This is a genomic window from Vibrio sp. MM46 (genome assembly GCF_027587135.1).
In the GTDB taxonomy this organism is placed as follows: Bacteria; Pseudomonadota; Gammaproteobacteria; order Enterobacterales; family Vibrionaceae; genus Vibrio; species Vibrio harveyi.
In genome coordinates, this window is record NZ_JAPPTO010000003.1 from 95,578 (window position 1) to 118,914 (window position 23,337).

Sequence of the window (23,337 nt, forward strand, 5' to 3'; positions counted from 1 at the left end):
GACCACATTCGTCAGACCAAGGGCACCCATCGGTGCCCTTTTTTATACCCAAGTAACCTCGAAATGCTAGGTTCAGCGAGAGTGCGTTGAAGTAACGATATCTGCCACCAACTGACGTAGCCACATCCCTTTGTCTTCATTGTTACGACTTGTGTGCCACAGCATAGCAATATCAAAATCGGCAACCGCAATCGGCGGCAGCACAGACACTAAGCCATCTGAAAAGCCTTCTGCTGATGCCATTTTTTCCGGCACAATGGCAATCAAATTACGTTGTTTAAGCAGATTACGGATCGTCAAGAAGTTACGTGAAGCTACTGTTACCTTGCGGCGTAAACCATGTTCCGCGAGTTTTTTGTCTACCTGTGTACTTAAACTGCCATCCGGGCTCACCAAGGCTTGCTCAATATTGGCAAATGCTTCAATCGATAATTCAGTCTCACCCTTTAAAACCTGCTTATCGCATAGGCACACATGCTTTTCAGTGTAGAGATATTGGCTATCAAAGTTGTCATCGAGTACGGGCATGCTGCCAAGAATGACATCGAGCTTGTCGTGTTCAGTAATGGCGACATAGTTGCTACGGTTAACATTGATAAAGCTGATTTGCGCTTCTGGCGCGCGCTTGCGGATTTCATCATAAAGCAGAGGGGCGAAGATGAATTCAGCGTAATCGGTAAGACCAATGCGACACACGCCAGTGTAGTTTTCTGGCTGAAACTCGGACTTAGTCAGCAAGTCTTTGGCAATGGAATCCAATAGATTATGTACTGTTGGCGCGATATGATGTGCGTGCTCAGTCGGATCCATTTTATGTCCTTTACGCTCAAACAGAGGGTCATCAAACAGCACACGCAAACGCGATAAGCTGTGGCTCATGGCGGACTGACTGACAAAACTCTTCTCGGCAGCCAAACTCACACTGCGATAGCGATACAGATAAGAGAAGGTCACCAACAGATTCAAATCGATGTTACGCCACTGAATATCATCTTTCACACATCACCCAATCCTATTTCATTCATAGATGAAATTAAAACTATTAATTTGAGTCATCTTAGTACATTTCATACAGTAACTGGAGTGTTATTGGAGATTTAACAGGCTCAATATGTTTACCATTTTTAAAACCTTTTTTTGGCTTGGTTGGATCAGTTTCGGTGGTCCTGCAGCACACATCGGTTACTTCCGCCAAACATTCGTAGAAAAACTCAAGTGGATTGATGATAGCGAATACGCACAAATCGTGGCGTTGAGCCAATTTTTACCGGGACCGGGGTCAAGCCAAGTTGGCTTTGCATTAGGTTACAAACGCGGAGGTCTGGGCGGCGCTTGTATGGCATTTCTTGGATTCACGCTGCCTTCGGTGATCATCATGTTGGCACTTGCGATGGTGAGCAGCCAAATCACGGATACGGCACTGTTCCAAAACATCGTACACGGCTTGAAGTTACTGGCTGTTGTGGTGGTCGCCGATGCGACATGGGGAATGTACAAAAATTTCTGCCAAAGCAAACTAACAGCAGGATTGTGTGTAGCAACCGCAATAGCGCTATTGGTTGCACCTAGCATCATGACACAAATGTTGGTCTTAGTAGTGGCAGGTTTGATTGGTACTCAATATCTAAAGAAAGAATCGACCACACCAGCAGAGCCGTTCAAACCAACTATCGCTCCACTCGCTCTGTTTGCCGTACTTCTTGTTGGCTTGCCTTTGGTGGCTCACGCTCTACCGATGCTGGGGTTATTTAGCGACTTCTTCCAAGCCGGCAGTTTAGTGTTTGGTGGTGGTCACGTGGTTCTTCCATTGCTGCAAAATATTGTTGGCGATCAGCTCAGCCAAGATGCGTTCCTAACGGGCTACGCAGCAGCGCAAGCTGTACCTGGACCGATGTTTACCTTCGCAACTTACATTGGCTATGAACTATCGGATACACCAATTCTAGGGGCGCTAGTTGCAACACTGGGTGTCTTTCTTCCGGGCTTTTTGCTGTTACTTGGCGTGCTGAAAAACTGGCAAGCTCTAGCTGGTAAACCTGCGGTATCTGGCGCAATTAATGGCGTGAATGCCTCAGTAGTTGGTTTACTCTTAGCGGCACTTTACCAACCAGTCTTCACTAGTGCTGTGATTGCTCCGATTGATATCGCATTAGTCATTGCCGGTTTCTACCTACATAAAAAGCTCAATCTATCTGTACTTTGGATGATCGTATTCTTTGTCGCAGCAGGCATTGTGACCTGCATGATGTAGAGAGTGGCACAGAGCACTGCATTCGCAGTGCTTTTTCATCCCTACTCTGACATTACCGCATTAACATAACCTATTAATTTTATTTAAAAACTTCCATTTTCATTACTACTTAAATTTTCCTCATCAAACTTTAATCTTCATTAATCAAATTACCACCTCTAACTACGACTATACTCAATAGCAACGTTTTCATACTAGGTTAATAATATATGGAAAATGAGTGTGTAAAGTCTGAGGTTAATTTATCTAAAAAATTACATCGTTTCTTGAAAGAGATTCAATCTGATCTTAAAGATGACAAGCTCATCTATTACTTTATTATTATCTCTTCAGTCATTACCTATATTATTTCTTTTTTTTCTCCAGGTGGAATAACATTTTCTTTTTTTACCTATTTGGGAATATTGGGTATTTCCATGTTTGTTTTTTTAAATGCATGGGGAATATATTATTACTTCTATCTTTTATTCAAGCTAGAGCCTCACCCGTTAAAGGCATTTTTTTACAAAGCTAAAAGTTCGTTAACACCAATAAATAGACCATTATATATACTTTTCTTGATCATTGCTGTTCATGTAACTTTCTCTTCTTTCACTTATTTGAAGTCTATTATCCCTTTTCTGCATGCTTTCAAATATGATGAACTCTTTGCAGATATAGATCGTTTATTACATTTTGGCATAGACCCTTGGATCATAACGCATACTATATTTAGTAGTCCGTGGATGAGTCTAATTATTAATATTTTTTATAACCTTTGGTTTTTCTACTTTCTTGGTGTTCTTATTTATTTTATCTGTTCTCAGTCAAACCCTAAGATTAGGCTCCAGTTCATTTTTTCTTTTTTGTCTTGCTGGATGATATTTGGCGCTTTATTAGCGACCTTACTTTCCTCTGCTGGTCCATGCTTCTATGAAGCATTACTAGATGATGCACGATATGGTTTATTGATGGATAGGTTACACTCTCAAAATGATTATATATTGAAATACATCGACATGCCCCTGTGGGCTCTAGGAACTCAAGATTCGCTTTGGAATGATTATGTAAACAATGAAAGTGGTGTAGGTTCTGGAATATCTGCAATGCCAAGTATGCATGTCTCTATTGCAACGGTTTCCGCCCTAGCACTATATCAGGTAAAAAAAACAGTCGGACTATTTGCTTGGATATTCACTGCTATTATTCAAATCGGGTCTATACACCTTGCATGGCATTATGCTATCGATGGTTATGTAAGTATTATCATAACCATATTACTTTGGAAATTAGTCGGAAGATATTTAAAAATGACTAAACAACCCATGTAAAAATACAATAATTCTCACTTTTGATACTGAGACCATTAATAAATAAACCATTGATTAAACTACTTATTCAAATTCGAAAAGTCATTAATCTACTGCTATACCTAAGTATGGGACAAATATTATTATCGCGTTAGAACTATCTATTTGATTTTAGGTGATTTTGATTCACCTTTCGCCAAATTTTTACATCTGGCGCTGTAATACCGGAAAGTTAAGGGTAAGGGGCACAGTTATGGTGGTAAGAAAGATACGCCAGATCGGCACCGCTTTAATTGAATTCACGATAGTAGCCTTCTTTTACATGATCATTTTCTTCACTATTGTCGATTTCGGAGTGTTTGGTTACGTCAAATTGACAATGCAACATGCAGTTAGAGAAGGTGCTCGGTATGCGATCACTGGGCGGACTGACTTAGATCCGAATAACAGTAGCGACCGTAGCGCAGCCGTTATTGCAAAAATTGATAATGCATCCGACGGTCTTTTATCCCGAGTCACCAACACCAGCAACATTCGCGTCGAAGACATCGATGGAAACAGTGTTGCTGGATTTGGACAACCAAGACAGCTCATTTCCATTCATCTGGATTGTGAGTGGCCAAGCTTCAGCCCTTTCATTCGACCATTTGTCCAAAATGGTCATTACAAGTTCACCGTAAGCTCAGCAATGAAAAACGAGGCATTCTAGCACGCCTTTTCTGCTAAACAGCAGTTCTAGAATGAACAAGGATAAGAACATGTTCAAAGCACGACAAAAACAAGCCAAAGGATTCGCATCGATAGAAATGGTCATCATTGCACCTTTGATGCTCATTGTTGCGATGGGTATATTTGAGTTAACTCAGCTACTTCAAGCCAACAGTATTGTGGTTAATGTAAGCCGAGAAGGAGCAAGTCTGATCTCCCGTAGCAGTACGGAAACCCCACAAGAGGTAATGGATGTTGTTGCCTCAACGTCCTCACCGATAGATCTCTCCACTAAAGGAGCAATCTACATCAGCCTTGTTGTTGGGAGACAAAACCAATCTCCCTACCTCTCACGACAAATTCGTTGGAATCAATCTGGTCTTACAATCGCCAGCCAAGTATGGTCAAGTTGCGGCTCATGGCAGAGTAACGGTGAGTGCAACCTTGGAAGTCCAAAGCCAGCATTATCAAATTTTCCGATAGCACTAGACGATAGTGAGATTGTTTATGTCGTTGAAGTTTTTTACGACTACGACCCCGTTTCTACATTTGTTTTTGACAGCAGCTTCACCATAGGTGAAGTCACTTATTTGTGAGGTAGTCGCTATGATGAATGTCACAAAAAACCACCGCAAGTCTAAAGGGCTAGTAATTTGGCTAACCGTCATCGCCCTTCCTTTCTTTTTAATGATTACCGGTCTAGCACTAGACTCTGGTCGAGCCTATTTAGTAAAAGCCAAACTCTTCGCCGCTTTAGATGCGGCCGGTATTGCTGCAGCTCGAGCGGTGGCAAATGGGGAATCTGCCGCGAGAGCAGCGGCAAACAAATATTTCTCTGCCAACATTCCAACCAACTACCTCGACAGCAATCCATCATTAGGTCAGATTAATTTTTCCACAGATGCATTTGGCAATGTTTCCATCAATCTGAACGCGTCGGCTAGCCTAGTGAATCCATTCTTGAGTGTGTTTGGTTATAGCAATTGGGACGTGAGTGCTGAGGCTCAAACCATTCGGAGACCGGTTGATTTAGTCTTGGTTGTAGACAACACAACCTCACTACGTTCTGGTTCGATAGGCGATGTAACTCAAGATGTGATTGATCGGTCTAAGTCGTTCGTAAAAAACTTCAACGAAAACTTCGACCGAGTTTCTATCGTGAAGTACGCATACGGCGCGGAAACTCCGGTGACGTTTAACAGCACCAGAGGGCATTCACGACAAGCTTTGATAAGTGCCATTGATAGTTTTACGTTTGGCTCTTTCTCTTCTCCACAATACACGAATGCCTCTGAAGGTCTGTATCGCGCTCTTGATGGGATACGCAATGTTTCCAACCCTGCCAACTTAAAGGTGATAGTGTTCTTTACTGATGGGGCACCAAACACGTTCTCAAGCCGTTTCCGGTTTGTTGGTGAAACGGGCTGGCATAGAGGCTCTATTCGCTCGGGGGATAGTACGTCAAACGGGACCCCTAGAGGACTTTGGCGACATAACCGAGTGAATACGACGGCATCTAACGGTGATTATCATGGCTCGAATATTGACGATAAATTAAGACGCTTCCCCGACTACTATAATACCCATAGCGTTAATGCCTCGGAGTTCAGAGTACTTAACCCAACTCACCCTGTACGTCCTGTCGCTCAGTACAATCCAAATTCTCATACTGCGGCTCAACTTTATCAGCGGGTCAATCGTATTTCCCGCAACTTAGTCGAAGATATGGCGGAAAAAGCCAGACAAGAAGACATCTACGTGTTTACCCTAGGTCTAGGTTCGTCTCTCACCAGTTTTTCTGGTCCCGATATGGAGAAAGGGGAAGACCTATTGTTACGTATGGCAAATGATCCGAGTATGCTCAGTCGCCCAAGCCTTTCTAGCGACTTTAAGCCAACACAACTGCAAGGTGTGTACTGTCACGCGGTTGATGAGGAAGCATTAGGTCCTTGTTTCGACCAGATGCTGGATGTCATTATTCGCCTAACACTGTAGAGTCTGACAACCCGAGCGCGGATGAATGTATAGGTAACTGCCGTTCTAACTGACTTTGCACAAATAGCTTCTAGGAAGCATAAAAAAACAACTCACCAATGAGTTGTTTTTTATGTTCATAATCCAAAAGTAGGATAAATCAAAAATAGCGACTTACCACGCCGCTGGTTTATCTTTCTTTCTCACTTCAGTTAATGCTCGAGCAAGGTTTTCGTTCGCTACTTTGTAATAGGATGGTTTCTTGTCAATCGCTTGCTGAAGGTACGGAATGGCTTCATCAGGTTTACCTTGAAGCATTAAGAAATAACCGACATTATTGAGTGCTTCAGCATCTGACATTTGACGCTTGAAAAGGCTCAATGCACGCTGGCTTTCTCCCCTTGCAAGATAAATCAATGCCAGATTATTAATTGCTCGCTCATTGTCTGGGTCATATTGAAGAGCCGTAGCGGTCACACGTTTTGCACTTGCATAATCACCACTCATGTAACGTGAATAGCCCATATTAACTAACCCTTTAATTGAGGTTGGATTAGCTTCTAAACATTTCTTGAAAAACTCTTGCGCAATATCGTGCTTTCTTTTGACATCAGAAAAGACCCCTAGCCCCATATAAGCAACAGCAGGCGAGCTACTATCAATGGCAAGCGACCGTATCGTCTCAATGCTATTGGAATCACTCACAGTGGTGCTAGAGTTCAATCGTTTTTGGTCTTGATTTATCGCTTGGACAAAATACTTCTTCGCATCGTTCATTCTTCCTTGCTTCGAATACAGCAGCCCCAACTCTGCCATGGCAGCTGCATTTTCAGGATTGTTTTCAATTGACGCGAGAAACGCCTTTTCTGCCAGTTGATCATTTTGACGCGCTACGTGTATTTGCCCTATCGTCATGAGTGTTTTGTCATGGTACTGCTTTTCTGGATAACTCAACGACCGAATGTATTCGTACAGTGCAAGGTCTAAATTCTGCTCTCGTAGTGCAACATCACCTCGCATAATAGCTTCTTTCTCGGTTGATGGCGGAGCATCACTGGACAAGCTATCTATTGGCTTGCCCGAATACAGCGCAGCATTGAAATCATCGCTTGGCTCTGGTGAGCTCGTACATCCGACGGTCGCTAACGATATGCACAGAGTTAGGGTCGTAAGTTTTAGGTTATTCATAGACTTGCTCCTGGTGCAGACAGTGCATCAAGGACAATCAAGATGCCTGGTCCTAGTGCAACAATGAAAAAACATGGCCAAATAAACAGCAACATTGGGAACAGCATTTTTGTAGGAATCTTAGCGGCAATTTCTTCTGCTGCTTGTTGTCGTTTATCTCTAAAATCGTCGGTATAGGAACGTAAGGTCTCCCCCAAACTACCACCGATTTTAGCCGCGTGGGTTAACACAGAGACCAAACCAGACAGCTCCACCAGCCCAGTTCTAGAAACTAACTGAGCGAGGGCATCTGGCATCGTGACCCCTGCTTGTATTTTGGTACACACGGTATCGAGCTCATCTGCAAATTCCGGATGAGAAACGTACAACTCCCTTGTTACCCTGTTTAATGCTGCGTTAAAACCCAAACCTGATTCTGTACATACAACCAACAGGTCTAAAGCATCTGGTACACCATTGCGTATTTTTCTCTGACGCTCCTTTTTCATATGCTCTAACAATATGTTCGGTAAGAAAACGCCAATAAACACAGCGGTAATAATGAACAAGTTCTGAAACGAACCACCAATATCTAAATAGTAAATGCCAAACGCAATGATCAAACCAAGCAAAGCAGAAAGTCCTTTCAGTGCGTAAAACACTGACAAGGCACTCTTATTATGAAATCCAGCATGCATCAGTTTCTGTATGTAGGTTTCTTTCTCCTTTTCACTACCCTGAGCAATGTAAGGGCTGAGTGAATCTAACGTGTGAGCAAACTTAGCCGCTGTTGTGTCTTTGCCAGTATTGCCTGAAGTATTAATATCTCGAACACGCTTATCTAACGGAGAACGAAGACCAAAAACAATAAAACCTACAGTGAACGTAAACGCCATTGTGGTTAGCAGAACAAGCCCATAAAACAGATATTGAGCATTAGTATCGAAGTTCAATATCATATTTTGCCAATATGTTAGGTTCAAATATTCCATAATTTATATCTCGATACTGACAATTTTCTTTATCCAAACAGCACCAATTGCAAGTAGGATCACGCCGATGCTGATCATGTTTAAACCCCGAGGATCGGCATACAAAGGTTCGATATATTCTGGGTTAAAAATCTTCAGACCTAAGAACAAAATAAAGGGAGATAAGGTGAGTATCCATGCGGATAAGCGACTCTCTGCAGACAAGGTTTTTATTTTTCGTTCTAGCTTAAATCTTGCTCGTAGCACTTGAGATACATTTTGCAGGTTCTCTGTTAGATTCCCCCCAGTCTCTTTTTGCAATAACACGGCACTAGAAAAAGCCAGCATGGAGATCGTTGGCACTCGTTCCGCCATCTGTAAAATCGCTAAACGCAGGTCATAACCAAAATTAAGCAAGTTGTACGTGTTTTGAAATTCGATACTGATAGGTGGTGACATCTCTTCTCCAACTTCTCGAAATGCTTTAACGAGAGGCTGTCCACCTTGTAACGAACGGCGAATAATATCCAAGGCTTCCGGTAACTGCTCTTCAAAAAGGGCTAATCGCTTTTCAACTCTTCTTTGTACGTAAAAGTAAGCACCAGACATAGATAGGAAGAAAAGCGCAACGCAGATATACCATTCCTGTTTGAGCATGATGCCAACAAGGGAAAAGGCGAAGCCCACTAATACAACGGTCATCAAAAAACTTGCGACGCCAACCTTCAAACCTGCTAGTTCAATGACTCTTCTTATATCGGCGAAGAAGGAAAAACGAACTAAGAATTGATCCGTTGGGGAGAGCTCTTTTCGGTAGTGTTCTTTAAGTAAAGATAAACTTTGTTCATCTACATTTCGGTTCTGCTTGAGCCTGTTAGACAGCTCTCGGTGCTTACTTTTCTTACCTACAACAGGAAGCAGTAATGCTTGAGAAATCAGTAATACCGCAGCAAAGAGCAAGATGAGTGAAATCGTAACTTCATCCATGATAGATCTCCTCTAGCTATGCTCATCGGTAAAGAGTTCAAACGGTAAGTTAAACCCTCTTTTTGCTAGAGCATCATGTGCTTGTGGAACCACTCCTGTGGCAACGAAGTGTCCAAGCACATTACCTTCACTATCAAGCCCCTGACGCTCAAACTTAAAGATTTCTGACATGGTGATCACTTCTCCTTCCATGCCGTTGATCTCTTGCACACTCACCATGCGACGTCGACCATCTTCTTGTCTTTCCATTTGAATGACCAAGTGAATCGCGGAGGCAATCTGCGAGCGGATATTCTTTGTCGAGATATTCCAACCAGCCATTGAGAACATATTCTCAATTCGACTTAATGCATCTCTTGGTGAGTTAGCATGTATGGTCGTCAGTGAGCCGTCATGACCTGTATTCATTGCAGCTAACATATCCACGGCTTCACTACCACGAACCTCACCAACTACAATTCTATCTGGGCGCATACGCAGGGAGTTTTTCACTAGCTCACGCTGCCCTATCTCGCCTTTTCCTTCTAGGTTTGCAGGTCGAGTTTCTAGACGAATAACATGAGGTTGTTGAAGTTGAAGCTCGGCGGAATCTTCAATTGTGATGATACGTTCATCTCTTGGGATGTAACCAGATAGGATGTTTAAGGTTGTGGTTTTACCTGAACCTGTACCACCAGAAATAAGAATGTTCAGTTCGCCTTCTACCGCTGCCTCAACAAATGTCGCCATTTGCGGTGAGAGCGTGCCAAAGTCTAAAAAGTTCGACATTTTGAGTCGTTCAACGGCAAAGCGTCGAATAGACACGGAGGGACCATCAAGCGCCAAAGGAGGGATAATGGCATTGACGCGAGAGCCATCAAGTAAGCGCGCATCAACCATAGGGGAAGATTCATCGATTCGGCGCCCTACTTGGCTCACAATCCTATCAATGATGTTCCGCAGATGGCGATCATCAAGAAATGTGTAGGGGGTCTTCTCAAGTTTACCCCTACGCTCTACAAAAACATTCTTGGCTCCATTAACCAAAATATCAGAAACCGTGTCATCACTGAGTAGAGGCTCCAAAGGGCCTAAGCCAAATACTTCGTCTTCAATTTGTTTTATAACTCGCTTTCGGCCTTCAGCGCTGAGCGCTTGTGAAGGATCATCATTCATCATTTGAAGAATGGCTTCATGCAGATCTTTCTTCGCCTGTTCCTGACCTAAATTCGAGAGCAATCCCAAGTCCAATGTTTCTAACAGTTGTTTGTGGTAATAGTGCTTAACCGCTAGCTCTTGTTCCAAGGCTCGTTTTGCCTCTTCAATGGCTTGTTCTTTAGCTTGCTGGGCTTCAAGCTTCTTATCAACACTCGCAGTCTCCTGAGAAGGTTCAACCCCTTCTAGTGCTTTCGTTTTGTCGTCCTCTAAATTCGCTTTATGCTCGAAGTCAGGGTTTAAATTTTTACGTTTAAAGAACATCGTTATCTCCCAAGTTCCCTATGAAAACAGCTTGCTAAACCAGCCTTTTTCCACTTTTTCAGGGGGTACGATTTTGTGAGAAAAGTCGATAATGGAGCGGGTAATAAAGCTTCTTTTTTTAGTACTCACAAATGGCTTACCTAAATTGGCGCTGTCGATTGCCACTTTAAAATCATTTGGTACCAGATGAAGCTGCTGCCCTTTGAGTGCATGTTCGATGTCTCCGATCTTGATGCTTTGTCTTTTTTCATATCGATTGACGATCACTTCGATGATCTCTTTTTGCAATCCATACTCAAAAGCGAGGGAGTTCAGTAATCTTGCACTGTTTCTTACCGACACTAAATTTTGCTGAGCAACCAAAAAAACGCGCGTCGCAGGAGCAATGGTCGATGCAAACACATGATCAACTCCTCGCGACAGATCAATAATGGTGTAAGGATAAAAACGCCTTAATATCGGTAATAACCGACCTATTCTTTTTGCCTGCTCAAAATCATCAGCTAAATTTTCATGCTTAAAGCTGAGTATATGTAAGCCAGATTCATGTTTATGAACGAGAGAACCGAGAGACACCTCATCGAGGTCTTTCGATATCGCGATGGCATCCGAAATGCTGTAGGCAGGCTGAACATTTAAATAGTCAGGAATGACACCAAACTGCAGATCGATATCGAGCAGCAAAACTTTATTTTGGTGGTAACTGGCAAGTTCAATTGCAGAATTAAGCGCCAGCGTTGTCGCCCCCATACCACCTTTCGAATTGATAAAAAGAAACAACTCCCCAAAAGACAAGCTGTCCAATTTCTGGGTTGCCGTTTTCTCTAGCATCGGCATCATGCCCGAGATGGTAATCTCCCGAGACAGAAAATCACTGGCGCCGATACGCAGAGCAGTTCTGAGTATCTCGCTATCACCTTCATCACCAAAAACGATTAATGATGATTCGTGCTCGCCCCAAGAGAAGTTGTATTGCTGCATCTCTTGCATCTTTTGCGCCCAACCATCACCAGCTTCGACGAAGATAAGATCTGGTGCAGCAAGGTTGTGTAAAAAGGTTTCGCTAACGTTATTCAAAGAGCAAAAGTCGAGATGTAAGTTACGGCATTTAGCGAGTTCAGACTTCATATGAAGATGAAATGCTTCACTCGAATACACTACCCACACTTTCAAATTTGTCTTCAATCTATTGGTTGTTGGCTCACTTTCCGGCTGCATAAAAACGGTTTCACCCATAACTCACCCTTCCATACTGGTGCGTATGCTTCATAAAAAATCACGACGTCTTTGCTTGTTCTTTTTATTCGATTAGTACGCTCTACCGTCACTCGTTTAATTAAACTCCTCAAGCACTTTGCTTGAGCGTGTAGATAGATCATCCGTATCCTTGCCAACATATTGGTCGTAAGACTGCTGCATCTTTTCACCAACACCTTCAGGTACGAGCCCCATGTTTTCTTGCGTCGCTGAAGGGTTATAAGTTTGCAATGTTCTTAGATTGGTTACCGACTCTCCGAGAGGTTCGTTATGGCTGCATCCTGATAAAACTAATATCGCAGAGACAAACACTGGCGCAATCCATCTTGTTGTTTTATAAGTCATGTCCAAATACCCCCTCACTGCCGCCATCAACTTGAATGACCACGCTATCCTCTTCTTGACGCTGAATAGACTCTGATTGTGGTAAGTCTAGATAAGCCCCTCGTCCTAATAAGTAGTACTCGAAGTCATTCGGAGTAACGAATGCATCGGTTGGTAAAGTGACACGCTCTCTATCTATAGGAGTGGCAAGGCGAGGTGTAACAAGGATCACTAGTTCAGTTTCACCAGAGACAAACTCTTGACTGTTAAACAATTGGCCCAGTACCGGAATGTCTCCAAATCCCGGCATCTTATTACTGATATCTCGAGCGTTTTCACTTAATAGACCCGCAATCCCAATAGTTTGTCCGTCGGCAAGCTCAAGTGTCGATGATGCACTACGTCGGGTAATTGGAGGGATAAAATAGGTCGCATTGGTTTCAGTAGGATCAATAGTTAATGAACTGCCGTTTGCAATCTCACTGACATCAACAGCCATGTTTAAATTGATTTTTTTGTCGCTAAGAACGGTAGGAATGAACTTCAAACCAACACCATATTCTTTGTACTCAATGACGATACCGTCATCGTCAGGAACAGGAATTGGGAACTCCCCACCAGCGAGAAACTCGGCTTTGGAACCACTCAGTGCAGTGAGGTTAGGTTCTGCCAATACTTTCGCCACACCATTTTGTTTTGCTATATCTAGTGCAAAAGAAAACAAGGTATTTCCATCAATAAACGAGCCTAACAGCCCATAATCGCTCGCAACGGGAATATCAAAGATAGGCGTTCCATTGAATACACCACCAGGTCCGGCAGTCGCCCCCCAAGAGAAATTAGAGCCCGATGTCTGGAAGAAATGGAAGTTAGCATCAAATTTCTTTACTAAGCTTCTTTGAACTTCGGCAACAGTAACCTCTAGCATCACTTGCTGCGCACCACCAATCGCCATCAGGTTGATAACACCAGTATCTTCTACAACTTCATTCGATGAGCCTTTTTCCTTATCAACGGATCGCCCACCCGAATAACTTTCAGCAATCCTCATCGCGGTGTTCATTCTGGCTTGATTACTGACTAAGCCACTTAAAACAACGCGATTTTGAGCGCTATGGACTTCGATTTTTTCATCAGGAAGAAACTCGTAAAGTTTGGCTTTTAAACTGTTTAAATCATGAGTTACTTCAACATTAATGGATTCAATCAATTGTCCTCTGGAATCCCACGCCATAAGATTTGTAGCGCCAAGTTTTTTACCAATCAAAAACACTTCGTTCGAGCGAAGCATGACGATATCAAGTACCTCAGGATCGCCCAAAGATACTTTTCTTGCCTTACCAGACAGGACAACATGTGTGGATTTGTGATGAGGTACAACGACGGTTTTTCCTGTCGGTGCAGCTCCATATGCCCCAAATGAGAAACAACATAAGGCAATCAAATACGTTATTATTTTGTTCATATTAACCTCAATTGCTCACTCTAATATTAGACGTCTCCGTACCTCTAATGATGGTTACGCTCGGTTTTGGAACATAACGGCGCACTTTCTTGTCCACAGCATGTGGATTTCTCAACGCCAATTGCAGTCCACCTTTTGATTGAGCCGTCATCAGTTTTTCAGCCTCTTTTGGGCTAACTTCTAGCGTGACAGCACGAACAATGACTGGAGAGTTTTCTTCTGAACGAGAGGTTTGGTCTACCGCAAGCACCCTAATGTTCTTAAGCACTGTAGACGTGTTAACAATATTTTTTTGGTACTGGATCGTATTTAAAATATCGACCTTATTCCCAGGCAATAGAAAACCGGCAACACCAATAACATCATCTACCCTGATAGTAACTGCTCGTTTGTCTTCTGGGATTAACGAAGCCAATGTGACGCCCTCTCCGGGCAATGTGAACCTGAGACGGTGAACCACCTCATCTTCGTAAATCGTATTCGCAACAACTTGTCCTACTAGCTCACTTTTATCTGTGTAGTTGTTTTCGTTTATCCAATCTTTTTCCATCAGTTTTAGAGTTAAGTCTTTGTCTTGGACGACAGTACCTGCGGGAATTTCAGTCGCCGCCACGACAACAGGATGACGCTCAATTTCTTCAATCTGAACGGTTGGCTTTTGATTTGCTTCAAGCCACTGTTTAGCAAAAAAGACCGCCCCCAACCCAAATATCACTGACAAAATAAGTAGTAAAAACACCTGTTTACTTCCCATTTTCCTTGTCCTCTATTAATCCTCGGTAAAATACACCTTCCACGCCCTCTCCAATATTTCTGACGTTATAATTGGTGAATATTCCTCAAATTTGATCATATCTTGGCTGATTCCCACCAGGTCTTTCGGTAAACAGGGATAAAACGCAACCTTATTTTTTTGATGTAGATTTAGTACCGTATCTAAAGCATCACTCTCTAATTCTAATGCTTTCTGTTTTGCTGTTTTCAACCACAATTCTTGATATTCATCTTTAAGAATAGGATCGAATTTAATTTTGTACCCAAGCCTTCTTAGAAAGGCAGGGTCGCTTATTTTCTCTGGCGTAAAGTTAGTAGAAAATGCCAGATTTAAAATAAATGGCGCAGTAATTTGTTGACCATTTGGCAATGAAAATTGGTCGAAAAAATATTCCATTGGCACAATCCAACGATTAAGTAGAGCATCCACTGGAACAGGCTGTCGTCCTAGGTCATCAATCACCAAAATACCGTTATTCGCCATCATCTGCAGTGGCGCCAACCAAACTCTGTTGTGCTCTGAATGGTTCACTTCCAACATATCCAGAGTAAGTTCGCCTCCGACTTGAATATTTGGACGTTCACACAACACCCAGCGATTGTCATATTGCTTTTTATATAGAAATTCTGCTTCTTCGAAATGCCCTTCAACTTTGACATGATGCTGAGGCGAGAACACTTTGATCACATTACCTAAAGCATATACCGCAAAAGGAATATAGACTGAGGTATTTAATGCATTGATAATCTTAGAAGCGACAAACGTTTTACCCGTACCAGCTTCTCCATATAGCAACATTGCACGACCAGAGTTAATAGCGGGTCCCAGCAAAGGCACTAAACGGTCTGCACCATATACATCACTGAGTGCGCTCTCTACCGCTTGCCTAGAGATCGCTTTCGATCGTAAGTCTTGCGCCTCGACGATTTCACAATAGTGCGCAAGAGATACTGGCACAGGTCCAAGATAAGGGTCTTTCACAAAAGCAATTTCTGCTGCCTTTCGTCCTTTCTCAGACAACGAATAACGAATGTGATTGTGAGAAATGCTGGCTTGAAAGCCATGTTCACTAGGTTGAAAAACTTCGATCTCTGAGCGAGCTCTCAACGTTGCAAGAACTGTTTCAACAACGCCTATGACAACCCCTAAAAGCTTAGACAATTCAAGCAAATCAGATTTGGGATAGGCTGCCAAATGTTTTAATACCAGGTTTTCTACAACGGCCTCAGGCACGCCTAAAGCGTCACACGAGGTTGGTACAGGAATAGGATCAATGTGAGGGGTCAAGTCTCCAGAATGCAGTTTTTTTCGAATATCCATGGAGATCCCTCGAATAAAATAGATTAATCCAGACTGTTAATCTTTAATGAAAGTAACTAAACATAGCGAGTCCAATAACCACTGATGGAGCAAAAGGCATTGTTAAATTATTCTTGTATCTCACGTGGGTATGAAGGTTAGTAGATCCTTTCTCTTTTTGACTTTCTATTCCTCTCAGTATCCATCGATTAAAAAAGTAGTTTTTTGCCAAAAAACTCACTTGCTCTCCGCTTTGAGAAATACTGTAGAAAAGATATAACGATCCGACTATCCCACCAGCAACAACAATATATACACTGGATTCAACAAGATTACCCCAACCAACATATGCACCAACAACAAATAAAAGTTTTACGTCGCCCGCAGACATCGCTCTGAGAAAAAATAAAATTAACCCAAAAACAAAAAGGGCAATCGCACCATACATTGAATACAATATTTCATTGTAATCAATTGGTGGAATCAAGAGTTTAACAACAAGAAATAGAAGCAAAAGAATGAGTAGGTTATTATGTATTCTATGCCATCGTATATCATTGATAGCAATCATAATCATAACAACCCAAAAAGGAGCATAAATATCCATACTTTTGCTCTATCCCCTCTTTATATCATTGATATTATTGAGCCGACTGTATTAGCTAAATCCACCCACAAGCTTGCGAAAGCAACACTTAGGAAGAAAACTAATAAAGCTGCCCCAATTATATATTCAACAACAGTCAAACCTTTCTGTTTATAGTAGTGTGAATTAGCCACAACTAGTTTCTTGGTCAATGGTTTAATATTTCTACGGAGCTGAGCTCGAAGAGATAGCACTTACAATATTGCCAAGCTTGGTGCTCAATGTACTACTAATGCCCCCGAAAATAGTCGATAAACCGAATACAAGCATCGCCGCGCCGATTACGTATTCGATAACAGTTAAACCTTCTTCATCTTTCAAAAAAGCTTTGCAGCTATCTACAAATTTGCTCATGACAATCACTCCCTTGTCTTAACTTGATAAACAGGTCAATTACCTGTCCTTTAAAACTTAGAGGGCGATTTTCATTTTGGGTAGGACTTTTTTGCCAAGCACTAGCACTTTCTTGCTAGAGACGCCTACAAAGTGCATGTGTAGCAAATTTGAGACAAACCAAGCAAGATATGTGACACCTTTCACACTTGAAGTCTATTTATATAAGCCTAAGCTTAATAAACGAAAGGTTGAGTTTTTTGATCTCAGGAATAGAGATCTAATTTTAGTTTTACGGCTCAAATTGTATAAAGTTCACAATTCATGGAATCATTATGGAAGAACAGGTTAAGGCATACTGGCTCGGTAAAACTGTTGAATCTCTCCCGAGCACTTTTCGCTCAGAGCTTCTAACCTTTTTCTCTGTTATCGAAAGTTATAACGACATTTCAATCCTAAGCGACAAAGAGTTCACCCACTTCTTTTACTATGCTGAGCCAAAGCATGAGCATTTACATAAGAGCATAATTACTCTTTGCGAGAACCTTGATAAAAAGTTACTCGTGATCCACGACAAGACCAATCCCATCACTCTCCCACCTGAACACATTACAGCTGAGTACTATCACGTTGAATCAAATAATGCTTCAGAATGGTTGTCACAGATAAAGCTCAGATACTTTTCCACCACCATGTCTAGTGAAGCAGTACTTTCAGGTGATTTAGTATTAAAGAAAAATGGCAAGCCTAACTTTTCTGATGTAGTTAGCTATATCGCGAACAATGCACACAAAGATCTAAGAGAGGAAGAAGCCGCAGCACTTTGCCATTATTCCCCGAATTACTTTTCTAAACTCTTTCACCGAAAAGTTGGAATGTGTTTTCGCGATTACATCACGGAAAAGCGCATCTCTCTTGCCAAGAAAATGCTTACAGAAGAAGACTCAATGAAAATTGCCTATATTGCGTATCAATGCGGCTACCGTGACGTCTCGTATTTTTCTCGCATCTTCAAAAAGAAAACCGGACTTTCACCCGCAAGCTATCGGCAACAGTTTTAAAGAATGACGACTTGGGCAACTTTGCCTTCTCTAACGTAACCTTTCCCACAGATTTCATCAAAATGCATTCCCGTATAATGATTTAACATGCTAAAGTTAACAATGTTTTAACAACTATAAATACAAACGAGAGAAGACATGGAGTCATCTACAATGAATCAGCCTAACCTAGAACAGACCGCTGGTTGCGCTCTCCCGCCGCCAAATGAAATGATCCTTAAATGGGCAGAGGAACGCCCAAATGAGGTTTACTTAAAACAAATCATTAATCGACAGTTTGTTGAATTTACTTATGCCGAGGTCGCCGATAAGGCGCTTAAATTGGTTACCGCTCTGCGCAACTTGGGGGTTCAACCCGGTGAAAAAGTCGCATTGGTTTCGAAGAACTGTGCCGAATGGTTTATCTGCGATTTAGCCATGATGCTTGGCGACTACGTGAGTGTGCCAATTTTCCCGACAGCTGGCGCTGACACCATTGAGTACTGTGTTACCCACAGCGAAAGTAAAGCACTGATTGGCGGTAAGTTAGATGATCCAGCGGCAACGCAACAAGTGATCGATTCAATGCCAGATTTAATTAGCATTGCACTTCCTTACGATACTGCGCCGAAATGCCAATATCAGTTTACTGAGATTATTGCCGACGTAGAGCCAAGCGCAGAGCGTCCACAACACCATGATGACAAGCTTATGTCTCTCGTGTACACCTCAGGTACGTCAGGGCTGCCGAAAGGGGCAATGCTGACATACGGCGCGTTCAGTTGGTCTGTTCAACAACTGATCAATCACATTGGCATCCAAGAAAACGATCGATTGTTCTCTTATTTACCACTCGCTCATATCACAGAACGAGTTTACATCTTCGGTTCATCGATTATGGGTGGCGTAACGACGGCTTTCCCTGAGTCACTCGATACTTTCATTGAAGATGTCAAAATGCATCGCCCGACACTCTTCATCTCTGTACCGCGATTGTGGACGCTGTTCCAGCAACGTATTCAAGACAAACTTCCTCAGAAAAAGCTCAATATTCTGCTGAAGATCCCATTCGTTAATTCACTGATTAAGAAGAAATTGGCGGATGGTCTCGGCTTAGATCAAGCCCGCGTCCTTGGTTGTGGTTCTGCCCCAGTGTCGCCAGCACTGCTTGAGTGGTACCGCAGTGTTGGTCTAAACATCACTGAAGCTTGGGGGATGACAGAGTCTTTCGCCTACAGCACACTAAACTACCCATTCCGCGCCGATAAGATTGGCTCTGTGGGCAATGCCGGACCAGGTATTGAACTTAAGATCGCTGACGATGATGAGATCATGGTTCGCGGCAAAGGGCTGTTCTCTGGCTACTACAAAAATGACATCGCGACACAAGAGTCGTTTGACTCAGAAGGATGGCTTCATACTGGTGACATCGGTTCAATAGATGCGGATGGTTACCTCACCATTCAAGGTCGTAAAAAAGACACCTTCAAAACTGCCAAAGGTAAGTTTGTTGCTCCGGTTCCTATCGAGAAGAAACTGTTTGAGTATAGCCGCGTCGAAATGATGTGTTTGATCGGCTTAGGCTTGCCAGCACCCATTTTATTAGTTGTGCCACATGACTTCCCGAACTTTGATAAAGAACGTTACGCCCGCACCACACGCAAGGTTGTCGCTCGCATGAACCAAGAACTTGAATCGCACGAGCAAATCAAAGGGGTATTGATGATCCAAGACCCGTGGAGTATTGAAAACGGCATTCTAACGCCGACCTTGAAGATCAAACGCCACGTTCTTGAGCAGAAATATCATGAAATCGGACACAACTGGCCAAAAGGTGAACTGGTTGTATGGGAAGAAGATTTATAATCTCTTACTCACACTCCGAGAACCAACAATTCAAACGCTCCCATAAAGGGAGCGTTTTTCATTTTGGACGATGATCAATCACGCCAAAATGGTTTCTGAATTTCCTTTTGGACTTCAGTTTCGTTGTAGCCGATATCATCCAAAAGGTGGGGAGGTAACTCAGACAAATGACGGCGTGTACGGTAGTTTTTTCTCCATACGGCTAATTTAGAAAAGATATACTGAACTAAGCTCTTGCGTGGCTTCGATGCTAGGTGACCACAGGTTTGCGTTGCATTGTTCATATACCCTCCTTGATTCATTCACATTGACCACTTAATAATCAGTGACTACCCTGTTATTCTCAAACGATAGAATCTGACATTGAGTTAAGGAAAACTAATGTGAAAGAACGCATGCCTCCGCTACAAGGGCTGTATTATTTCTACATCGCGGCAAAGGAAGGCAGTTTTAAAGCGGCTGCCAAATACTTATTTGTCACACCAGCAGCGATTAGCCAACAGATACGTCAATTGGAAGAATTTCTGGGTACCGACTTGTTTGTGCGCCAACATCGAAAGATACTGCTCACCGCAGAAGGCGACTTGCTGTTTGCCCAAGCCGAACGAGGTTTCAATCACCTCCAACAGGGTGTGCGATTAATTAACCAAGATCCCAACCCAAATCATCTCTCCATCTCAACACTGCCTTCTTTTGCTCATCATTGGTTAGTACCAAGGATTGCTGCATTTCGACAACGACATCCAGATATCTCGCTACTCATGGAGCCAACGAATGAACTGGTTTCATTTCAAGATAGCCAGATAGATCTCTGTGTCCGTTATGGTCATGGATACTACCCGAATCTGGAATCACAATGGCTGATGGATGAAGTCTTCTACCCTGCCTGCCATCCCATCTACCAAAAAGAACATGGTATCTCCAGCGTCCAAGATTTAAATAAAGCGGAGTTGATCGAAGACTTATGGCCGGACTTAGACTGGAATATGTGGCTCAACACATTAGGTCATAAAGCGGCAAAACCAACACTCAAGTACAGTGGCTCGCATTTGGTTTTAGAAGGTGCTCTTTCGTTACAAGGCGTAGCGTTGGTCAAGCACAGCTTGGCTTATCGATACATCCAAGAAGGAAAACTGGTAAGAATTGGTGACATAGGCATTCAGCCTAAGTATGCCTATTACCTTTGCGCGCCGACAGGATATTTGAAGCGTCAAAAAACACAGTTATTTAGTCAATGGATAAAAGAAGAGATTGCTGAATTTGAACGCAGTACCGTTCGAGACTTTGAAACGATTCAATTAAAAGAAGAATGAAGTAAGCAATAAATTTTGGAAAACACCAGCTCCGTTCAGATAGACAAGTAAACAGATGCTAGATAGTAAAAAGCCCCGCACTAGGCGGGGCTTTGATGTCTTACAGAGTTAACTTAAGAATTACTTCTTAGCGTTACGCTCTTTAACGTCAGCAATTACTTGCTCAGCAACGTTGTTTGGACATGGCGAGTAGTGTGAGAACTCCATAGAGAACTGACCACGGCCAGAAGTCATAGTACGTAGAGTACCGATGTAACCGAACATTTCTGATAGAGGTACATCACCCTTGATACGTACGCCAGTAGTACCAGCTTGTTGGTCTTTGATCATACCACGACGACGGTTAAGGTCACCGATTACGTCACCAACGTGATCTTCTGGAGTGAACACGTCAACTTTCATGATTGGCTCAAGAAGTTGCGCGCCAGCTTTAGGCATAGACTGACGGAATGCGCCTTTAGCAGCGATTTCGTAAGCGATAGCTGAAGAGTCAACTGCGTGGAAGCCACCGTCGAATAGTTCAACTTCTACGTCTAGAGTTGGGAAGCCAGCTAGAACACCGTGTTCCATCATGCTAGCGAAGCCTTTCTCTACTGCAGGCCAGAATTCTTTAGGTACGTTACCACCAACAACTGTTGACTTGAACGTGAAGCCTGAACCAGTTTCGCCTGGTTTGATACGGTAGTCGATCTTACCGAACTGACCAGAACCACCAGACTGCTTCTTGTGCGTGTAGCTGTCTTCGATTGCTTGAGTGATTGTTTCACGGTAAGCAACTTGAGGAGCACCTACTTCTAGCTCAACGCCGTAAGTACGTTTTAGGATATCTACTTTGATATCTAGGTGAAGTTCACCCATACCACGTAGGATAGTTTCGCCAGATTCTTCATCAGTCTCTACTTGGAATGATGGATCTTCTGCAACCATCTTACCGATCGCGATACCCATCTTCTCGCTGCCGCCTTTATCTTTAGGCTTAACTGCGATAGAGATTACTGGATCTGGGAAGATCATTGGTTCTAGAGTACATTCGTGCTTAGGATCACATAGAGTGTGACCAGTTTGAACGTTCTTCATACCAACTACAGCGATGATGTCACCAGCTTGAGCTGAATCGATTTCGTTACGCTCGTCTGCGTGCATCTCAACCATACGGCCGATACGCTCAGTTTTACCAGTTGCAGAGTTAAGGATTGTGTCACCCTTCTTCATGCGGCCTGAGTAAACGCGGATAAACGTTAGAGCACCGAAGCGGTCGTCCATGATCTTGAACGCAAGCGCTTTTAGTGGCTCGTCTGCAGATACTTTTGCTACTTCGCCAGTTGGCTCACCAGTTTCTGAATCTGTTAGAGGCTGTGGATCAACTTCTGTTGGTGATGGTAGGTAATCTACTACCGCGTCAAGAATAAGTTGGATACCTTTGTTCTTGTACGCTGAACCACAGTAAGTTGGGAAGAATGCTAGGTCACGTGTACCTTTACGGATACAACGTTTGATGTCTTCTAGAGATGGCTCTTCGCCTTCTTCTAGGTAAGCCATCATTAGATCTTCGTCTTGCTCTAGAGCAGTTTCGATTAGCATTTCACGGTATTCAGCCGCTTTCTCAACTAGATCAGCAGGGATGTCTTGAACTTCGTAGTTCTCTGGCTGGCCAGACTCGTCCCATACGTAAGCTTGTTGGCTTAGTACGTCAACAACACCTACGAAATCTTCTTCGATACCGATAGGTAGAGTCATTACTAGTGGAGTAGCACCTAGAACGTTTTGTACTTGGTCAACAACTTTGTAGAAGTCTGCGCCCATACGGTCTAGTTTGTTAACGAAGATCAGACGAGATACGTGTGATTCGTCAGCGTAACGCCAGTTAGTTTCTGACTGAGGCTCAACACCACCAGAACCACAGAATACACCGATACCACCGTCAAGTACTTTTAGAGAACGGTAAACTTCGATAGTGAAGTCAACGTGTCCAGGAGTATCGATGATGTTTAGACGGTGATCGTTCCAGAAACAAGTTGTTGCTGCAGACTGGATTGTGATACCACGCTCAGCTTCCTGCTCCATGAAGTCAGTAGTAGTTGAACCGTCGTGAGTGTCACCGATCTTATGGATCTTACCAGTTAGCTTTAGGATACGCTCTGTAGAGGTAGTTTTACCCGCGTCTACGTGAGCAAAAATACCAATGTTTCTGTATTTTGATAAATCAGTCATTGT

The 23,337-nt window shown here is 42.9% G+C and carries 22 protein-coding genes; 8 read left to right on the forward strand and 14 right to left on the reverse strand.

The window, feature by feature from the left end; genetic code table 11:
• Window positions 1-72: 72 nt before the first annotated feature.
• Window positions 73-999, reverse strand: coding sequence for a LysR family transcriptional regulator (locus OH459_RS04280; protein WP_269985979.1), 927 nt, complete (start codon window positions 997-999; stop codon window positions 73-75).
• A gap of 112 nt (window positions 1,000-1,111) precedes the next feature.
• Between OH459_RS04280 and chrA the strand changes: the two genes are divergently transcribed.
• The 5 genes from chrA (at window position 1,112) to OH459_RS04305 (ending at window position 6,243) form a co-directional block, all read left to right on the forward strand.
• Window positions 1,112-2,251, forward strand: a complete 1,140-nt coding sequence (gene chrA, locus OH459_RS04285) for a chromate efflux transporter (protein WP_050908749.1) — start codon at window positions 1,112-1,114, stop codon at window positions 2,249-2,251.
• Between the two features lie 209 nt (window positions 2,252-2,460).
• Window positions 2,461-3,561, forward strand: coding sequence for a phosphatase PAP2 family protein (locus tag OH459_RS04290; RefSeq protein ID WP_269985982.1), 1,101 nt, complete (start codon window positions 2,461-2,463; stop codon window positions 3,559-3,561).
• 232 nt (window positions 3,562-3,793) lie between these two features.
• Window positions 3,794-4,249 (forward strand): TadE/TadG family type IV pilus assembly protein, encoded by a 456-nt coding sequence (locus tag OH459_RS04295; RefSeq protein WP_033001634.1) that lies wholly within the window; start codon window positions 3,794-3,796, stop codon window positions 4,247-4,249.
• Window positions 4,250-4,298: 49 nt separating this feature from the next.
• Window positions 4,299-4,844, forward strand: coding sequence for a TadE/TadG family type IV pilus assembly protein (locus tag OH459_RS04300; RefSeq protein ID WP_269985984.1), 546 nt, complete (start codon window positions 4,299-4,301; stop codon window positions 4,842-4,844).
• A gap of 10 nt (window positions 4,845-4,854) precedes the next feature.
• A complete protein-coding gene (locus OH459_RS04305; RefSeq protein ID WP_029790397.1) occupies window positions 4,855-6,243 on the forward strand; it encodes a vWA domain-containing protein in 1,389 nt (462 codons plus the stop codon).
• 153 nt (window positions 6,244-6,396) lie between these two features.
• Here the strand turns inward: OH459_RS04305 and OH459_RS04310 are convergent, their stop codons facing one another.
• From OH459_RS04310 to OH459_RS04360, 11 genes are all read right to left on the reverse strand, one after another.
• On the reverse strand, window positions 6,397-7,410 hold the full coding sequence (locus OH459_RS04310; RefSeq protein WP_050582053.1) for a tetratricopeptide repeat protein: 1,014 nt from the start codon (window positions 7,408-7,410) through the stop codon (window positions 6,397-6,399).
• A complete protein-coding gene (locus OH459_RS04315) occupies window positions 7,407-8,381 on the reverse strand; it encodes a type II secretion system F family protein (protein WP_029790394.1) in 975 nt (324 codons plus the stop codon). Before OH459_RS04315 ends, OH459_RS04310 begins: the two co-directional genes overlap by 4 nt.
• A gap of 3 nt (window positions 8,382-8,384) precedes the next feature.
• Window positions 8,385-9,347, reverse strand: coding sequence for a type II secretion system F family protein (locus OH459_RS04320; RefSeq protein ID WP_029790393.1), 963 nt, complete (start codon window positions 9,345-9,347; stop codon window positions 8,385-8,387).
• Between the two features lie 12 nt (window positions 9,348-9,359).
• Window positions 9,360-10,805, reverse strand: a complete 1,446-nt coding sequence (locus OH459_RS04325) for a CpaF family protein (protein WP_029790392.1) — start codon at window positions 10,803-10,805, stop codon at window positions 9,360-9,362.
• Between the two features lie 18 nt (window positions 10,806-10,823).
• Window positions 10,824-12,041: an AAA family ATPase gene (locus OH459_RS04330; protein ID WP_269985985.1), complete on the reverse strand. Its 1,218-nt coding sequence runs from the start codon at window positions 12,039-12,041 to the stop codon at window positions 10,824-10,826.
• 96 nt (window positions 12,042-12,137) lie between these two features.
• Complete coding sequence (locus OH459_RS04335; protein ID WP_038898349.1) at window positions 12,138-12,407, reverse strand: hypothetical protein; 270 nt, start codon at window positions 12,405-12,407, stop codon at window positions 12,138-12,140.
• Complete coding sequence (locus OH459_RS04340; RefSeq protein WP_029790389.1) at window positions 12,397-13,851, reverse strand: type II and III secretion system protein family protein; 1,455 nt, start codon at window positions 13,849-13,851, stop codon at window positions 12,397-12,399. The genes OH459_RS04335 and OH459_RS04340 overlap by 11 nt, the downstream gene beginning before the upstream one ends.
• A 7-nt stretch (window positions 13,852-13,858) precedes the next feature.
• Window positions 13,859-14,605: a Flp pilus assembly protein CpaB gene (gene cpaB, locus OH459_RS04345; protein WP_029790388.1), complete on the reverse strand. Its 747-nt coding sequence runs from the start codon at window positions 14,603-14,605 to the stop codon at window positions 13,859-13,861.
• A 15-nt stretch (window positions 14,606-14,620) separates the two neighbouring features.
• Window positions 14,621-15,946 carry an AAA family ATPase gene (locus OH459_RS04350; protein WP_050934612.1) on the reverse strand — a complete coding sequence of 442 codons (1,326 nt, stop codon included), beginning with the start codon at window positions 15,944-15,946 and terminating at the stop codon, window positions 14,621-14,623.
• 43 nt (window positions 15,947-15,989) lie between these two features.
• Window positions 15,990-16,532: an A24 family peptidase gene (locus OH459_RS04355; protein ID WP_038898347.1), complete on the reverse strand. Its 543-nt coding sequence runs from the start codon at window positions 16,530-16,532 to the stop codon at window positions 15,990-15,992.
• 204 nt (window positions 16,533-16,736) lie between these two features.
• The gene (locus tag OH459_RS04360) at window positions 16,737-16,925 is read right to left on the reverse strand and encodes a Flp family type IVb pilin (RefSeq protein WP_038898346.1); all 189 of its coding nucleotides are present in this window, start codon (window positions 16,923-16,925) and stop codon (window positions 16,737-16,739) included.
• 314 nt (window positions 16,926-17,239) lie between these two features.
• Between OH459_RS04360 and OH459_RS04365 the strand changes: the two genes are divergently transcribed.
• Together OH459_RS04365 and OH459_RS04370 are read left to right on the forward strand one after the other, a co-directional pair.
• Window positions 17,240-17,965, forward strand: a complete 726-nt coding sequence (locus OH459_RS04365) for a helix-turn-helix domain-containing protein (protein ID WP_029790384.1) — start codon at window positions 17,240-17,242, stop codon at window positions 17,963-17,965.
• A 153-nt stretch (window positions 17,966-18,118) separates the two neighbouring features.
• Window positions 18,119-19,810 carry an AMP-binding protein gene (locus tag OH459_RS04370; protein WP_005449101.1) on the forward strand — a complete coding sequence of 564 codons (1,692 nt, stop codon included), beginning with the start codon at window positions 18,119-18,121 and terminating at the stop codon, window positions 19,808-19,810.
• Window positions 19,811-19,884: 74 nt separating this feature from the next.
• Here the strand turns inward: OH459_RS04370 and OH459_RS04375 are convergent, their stop codons facing one another.
• Entirely contained in the window at window positions 19,885-20,094 is a 210-nt protein-coding gene (locus OH459_RS04375; RefSeq protein WP_050923260.1) for a DUF1127 domain-containing protein, read from the reverse strand.
• Window positions 20,095-20,193: 99 nt separating this feature from the next.
• On the opposite strand from OH459_RS04375, the gene OH459_RS04380 reads away from it, so the two are divergent.
• Window positions 20,194-21,123 carry a LysR substrate-binding domain-containing protein gene (locus OH459_RS04380; RefSeq protein WP_269985986.1) on the forward strand — a complete coding sequence of 310 codons (930 nt, stop codon included), beginning with the start codon at window positions 20,194-20,196 and terminating at the stop codon, window positions 21,121-21,123.
• A gap of 120 nt (window positions 21,124-21,243) precedes the next feature.
• Here the strand turns inward: OH459_RS04380 and fusA are convergent, their stop codons facing one another.
• The gene (fusA, locus tag OH459_RS04385; RefSeq protein WP_005449112.1) at window positions 21,244-23,334 is read right to left on the reverse strand and encodes an elongation factor G; all 2,091 of its coding nucleotides are present in this window, start codon (window positions 23,332-23,334) and stop codon (window positions 21,244-21,246) included.
• Between the last annotated feature and the right edge of the window lie 3 nt (window positions 23,335-23,337).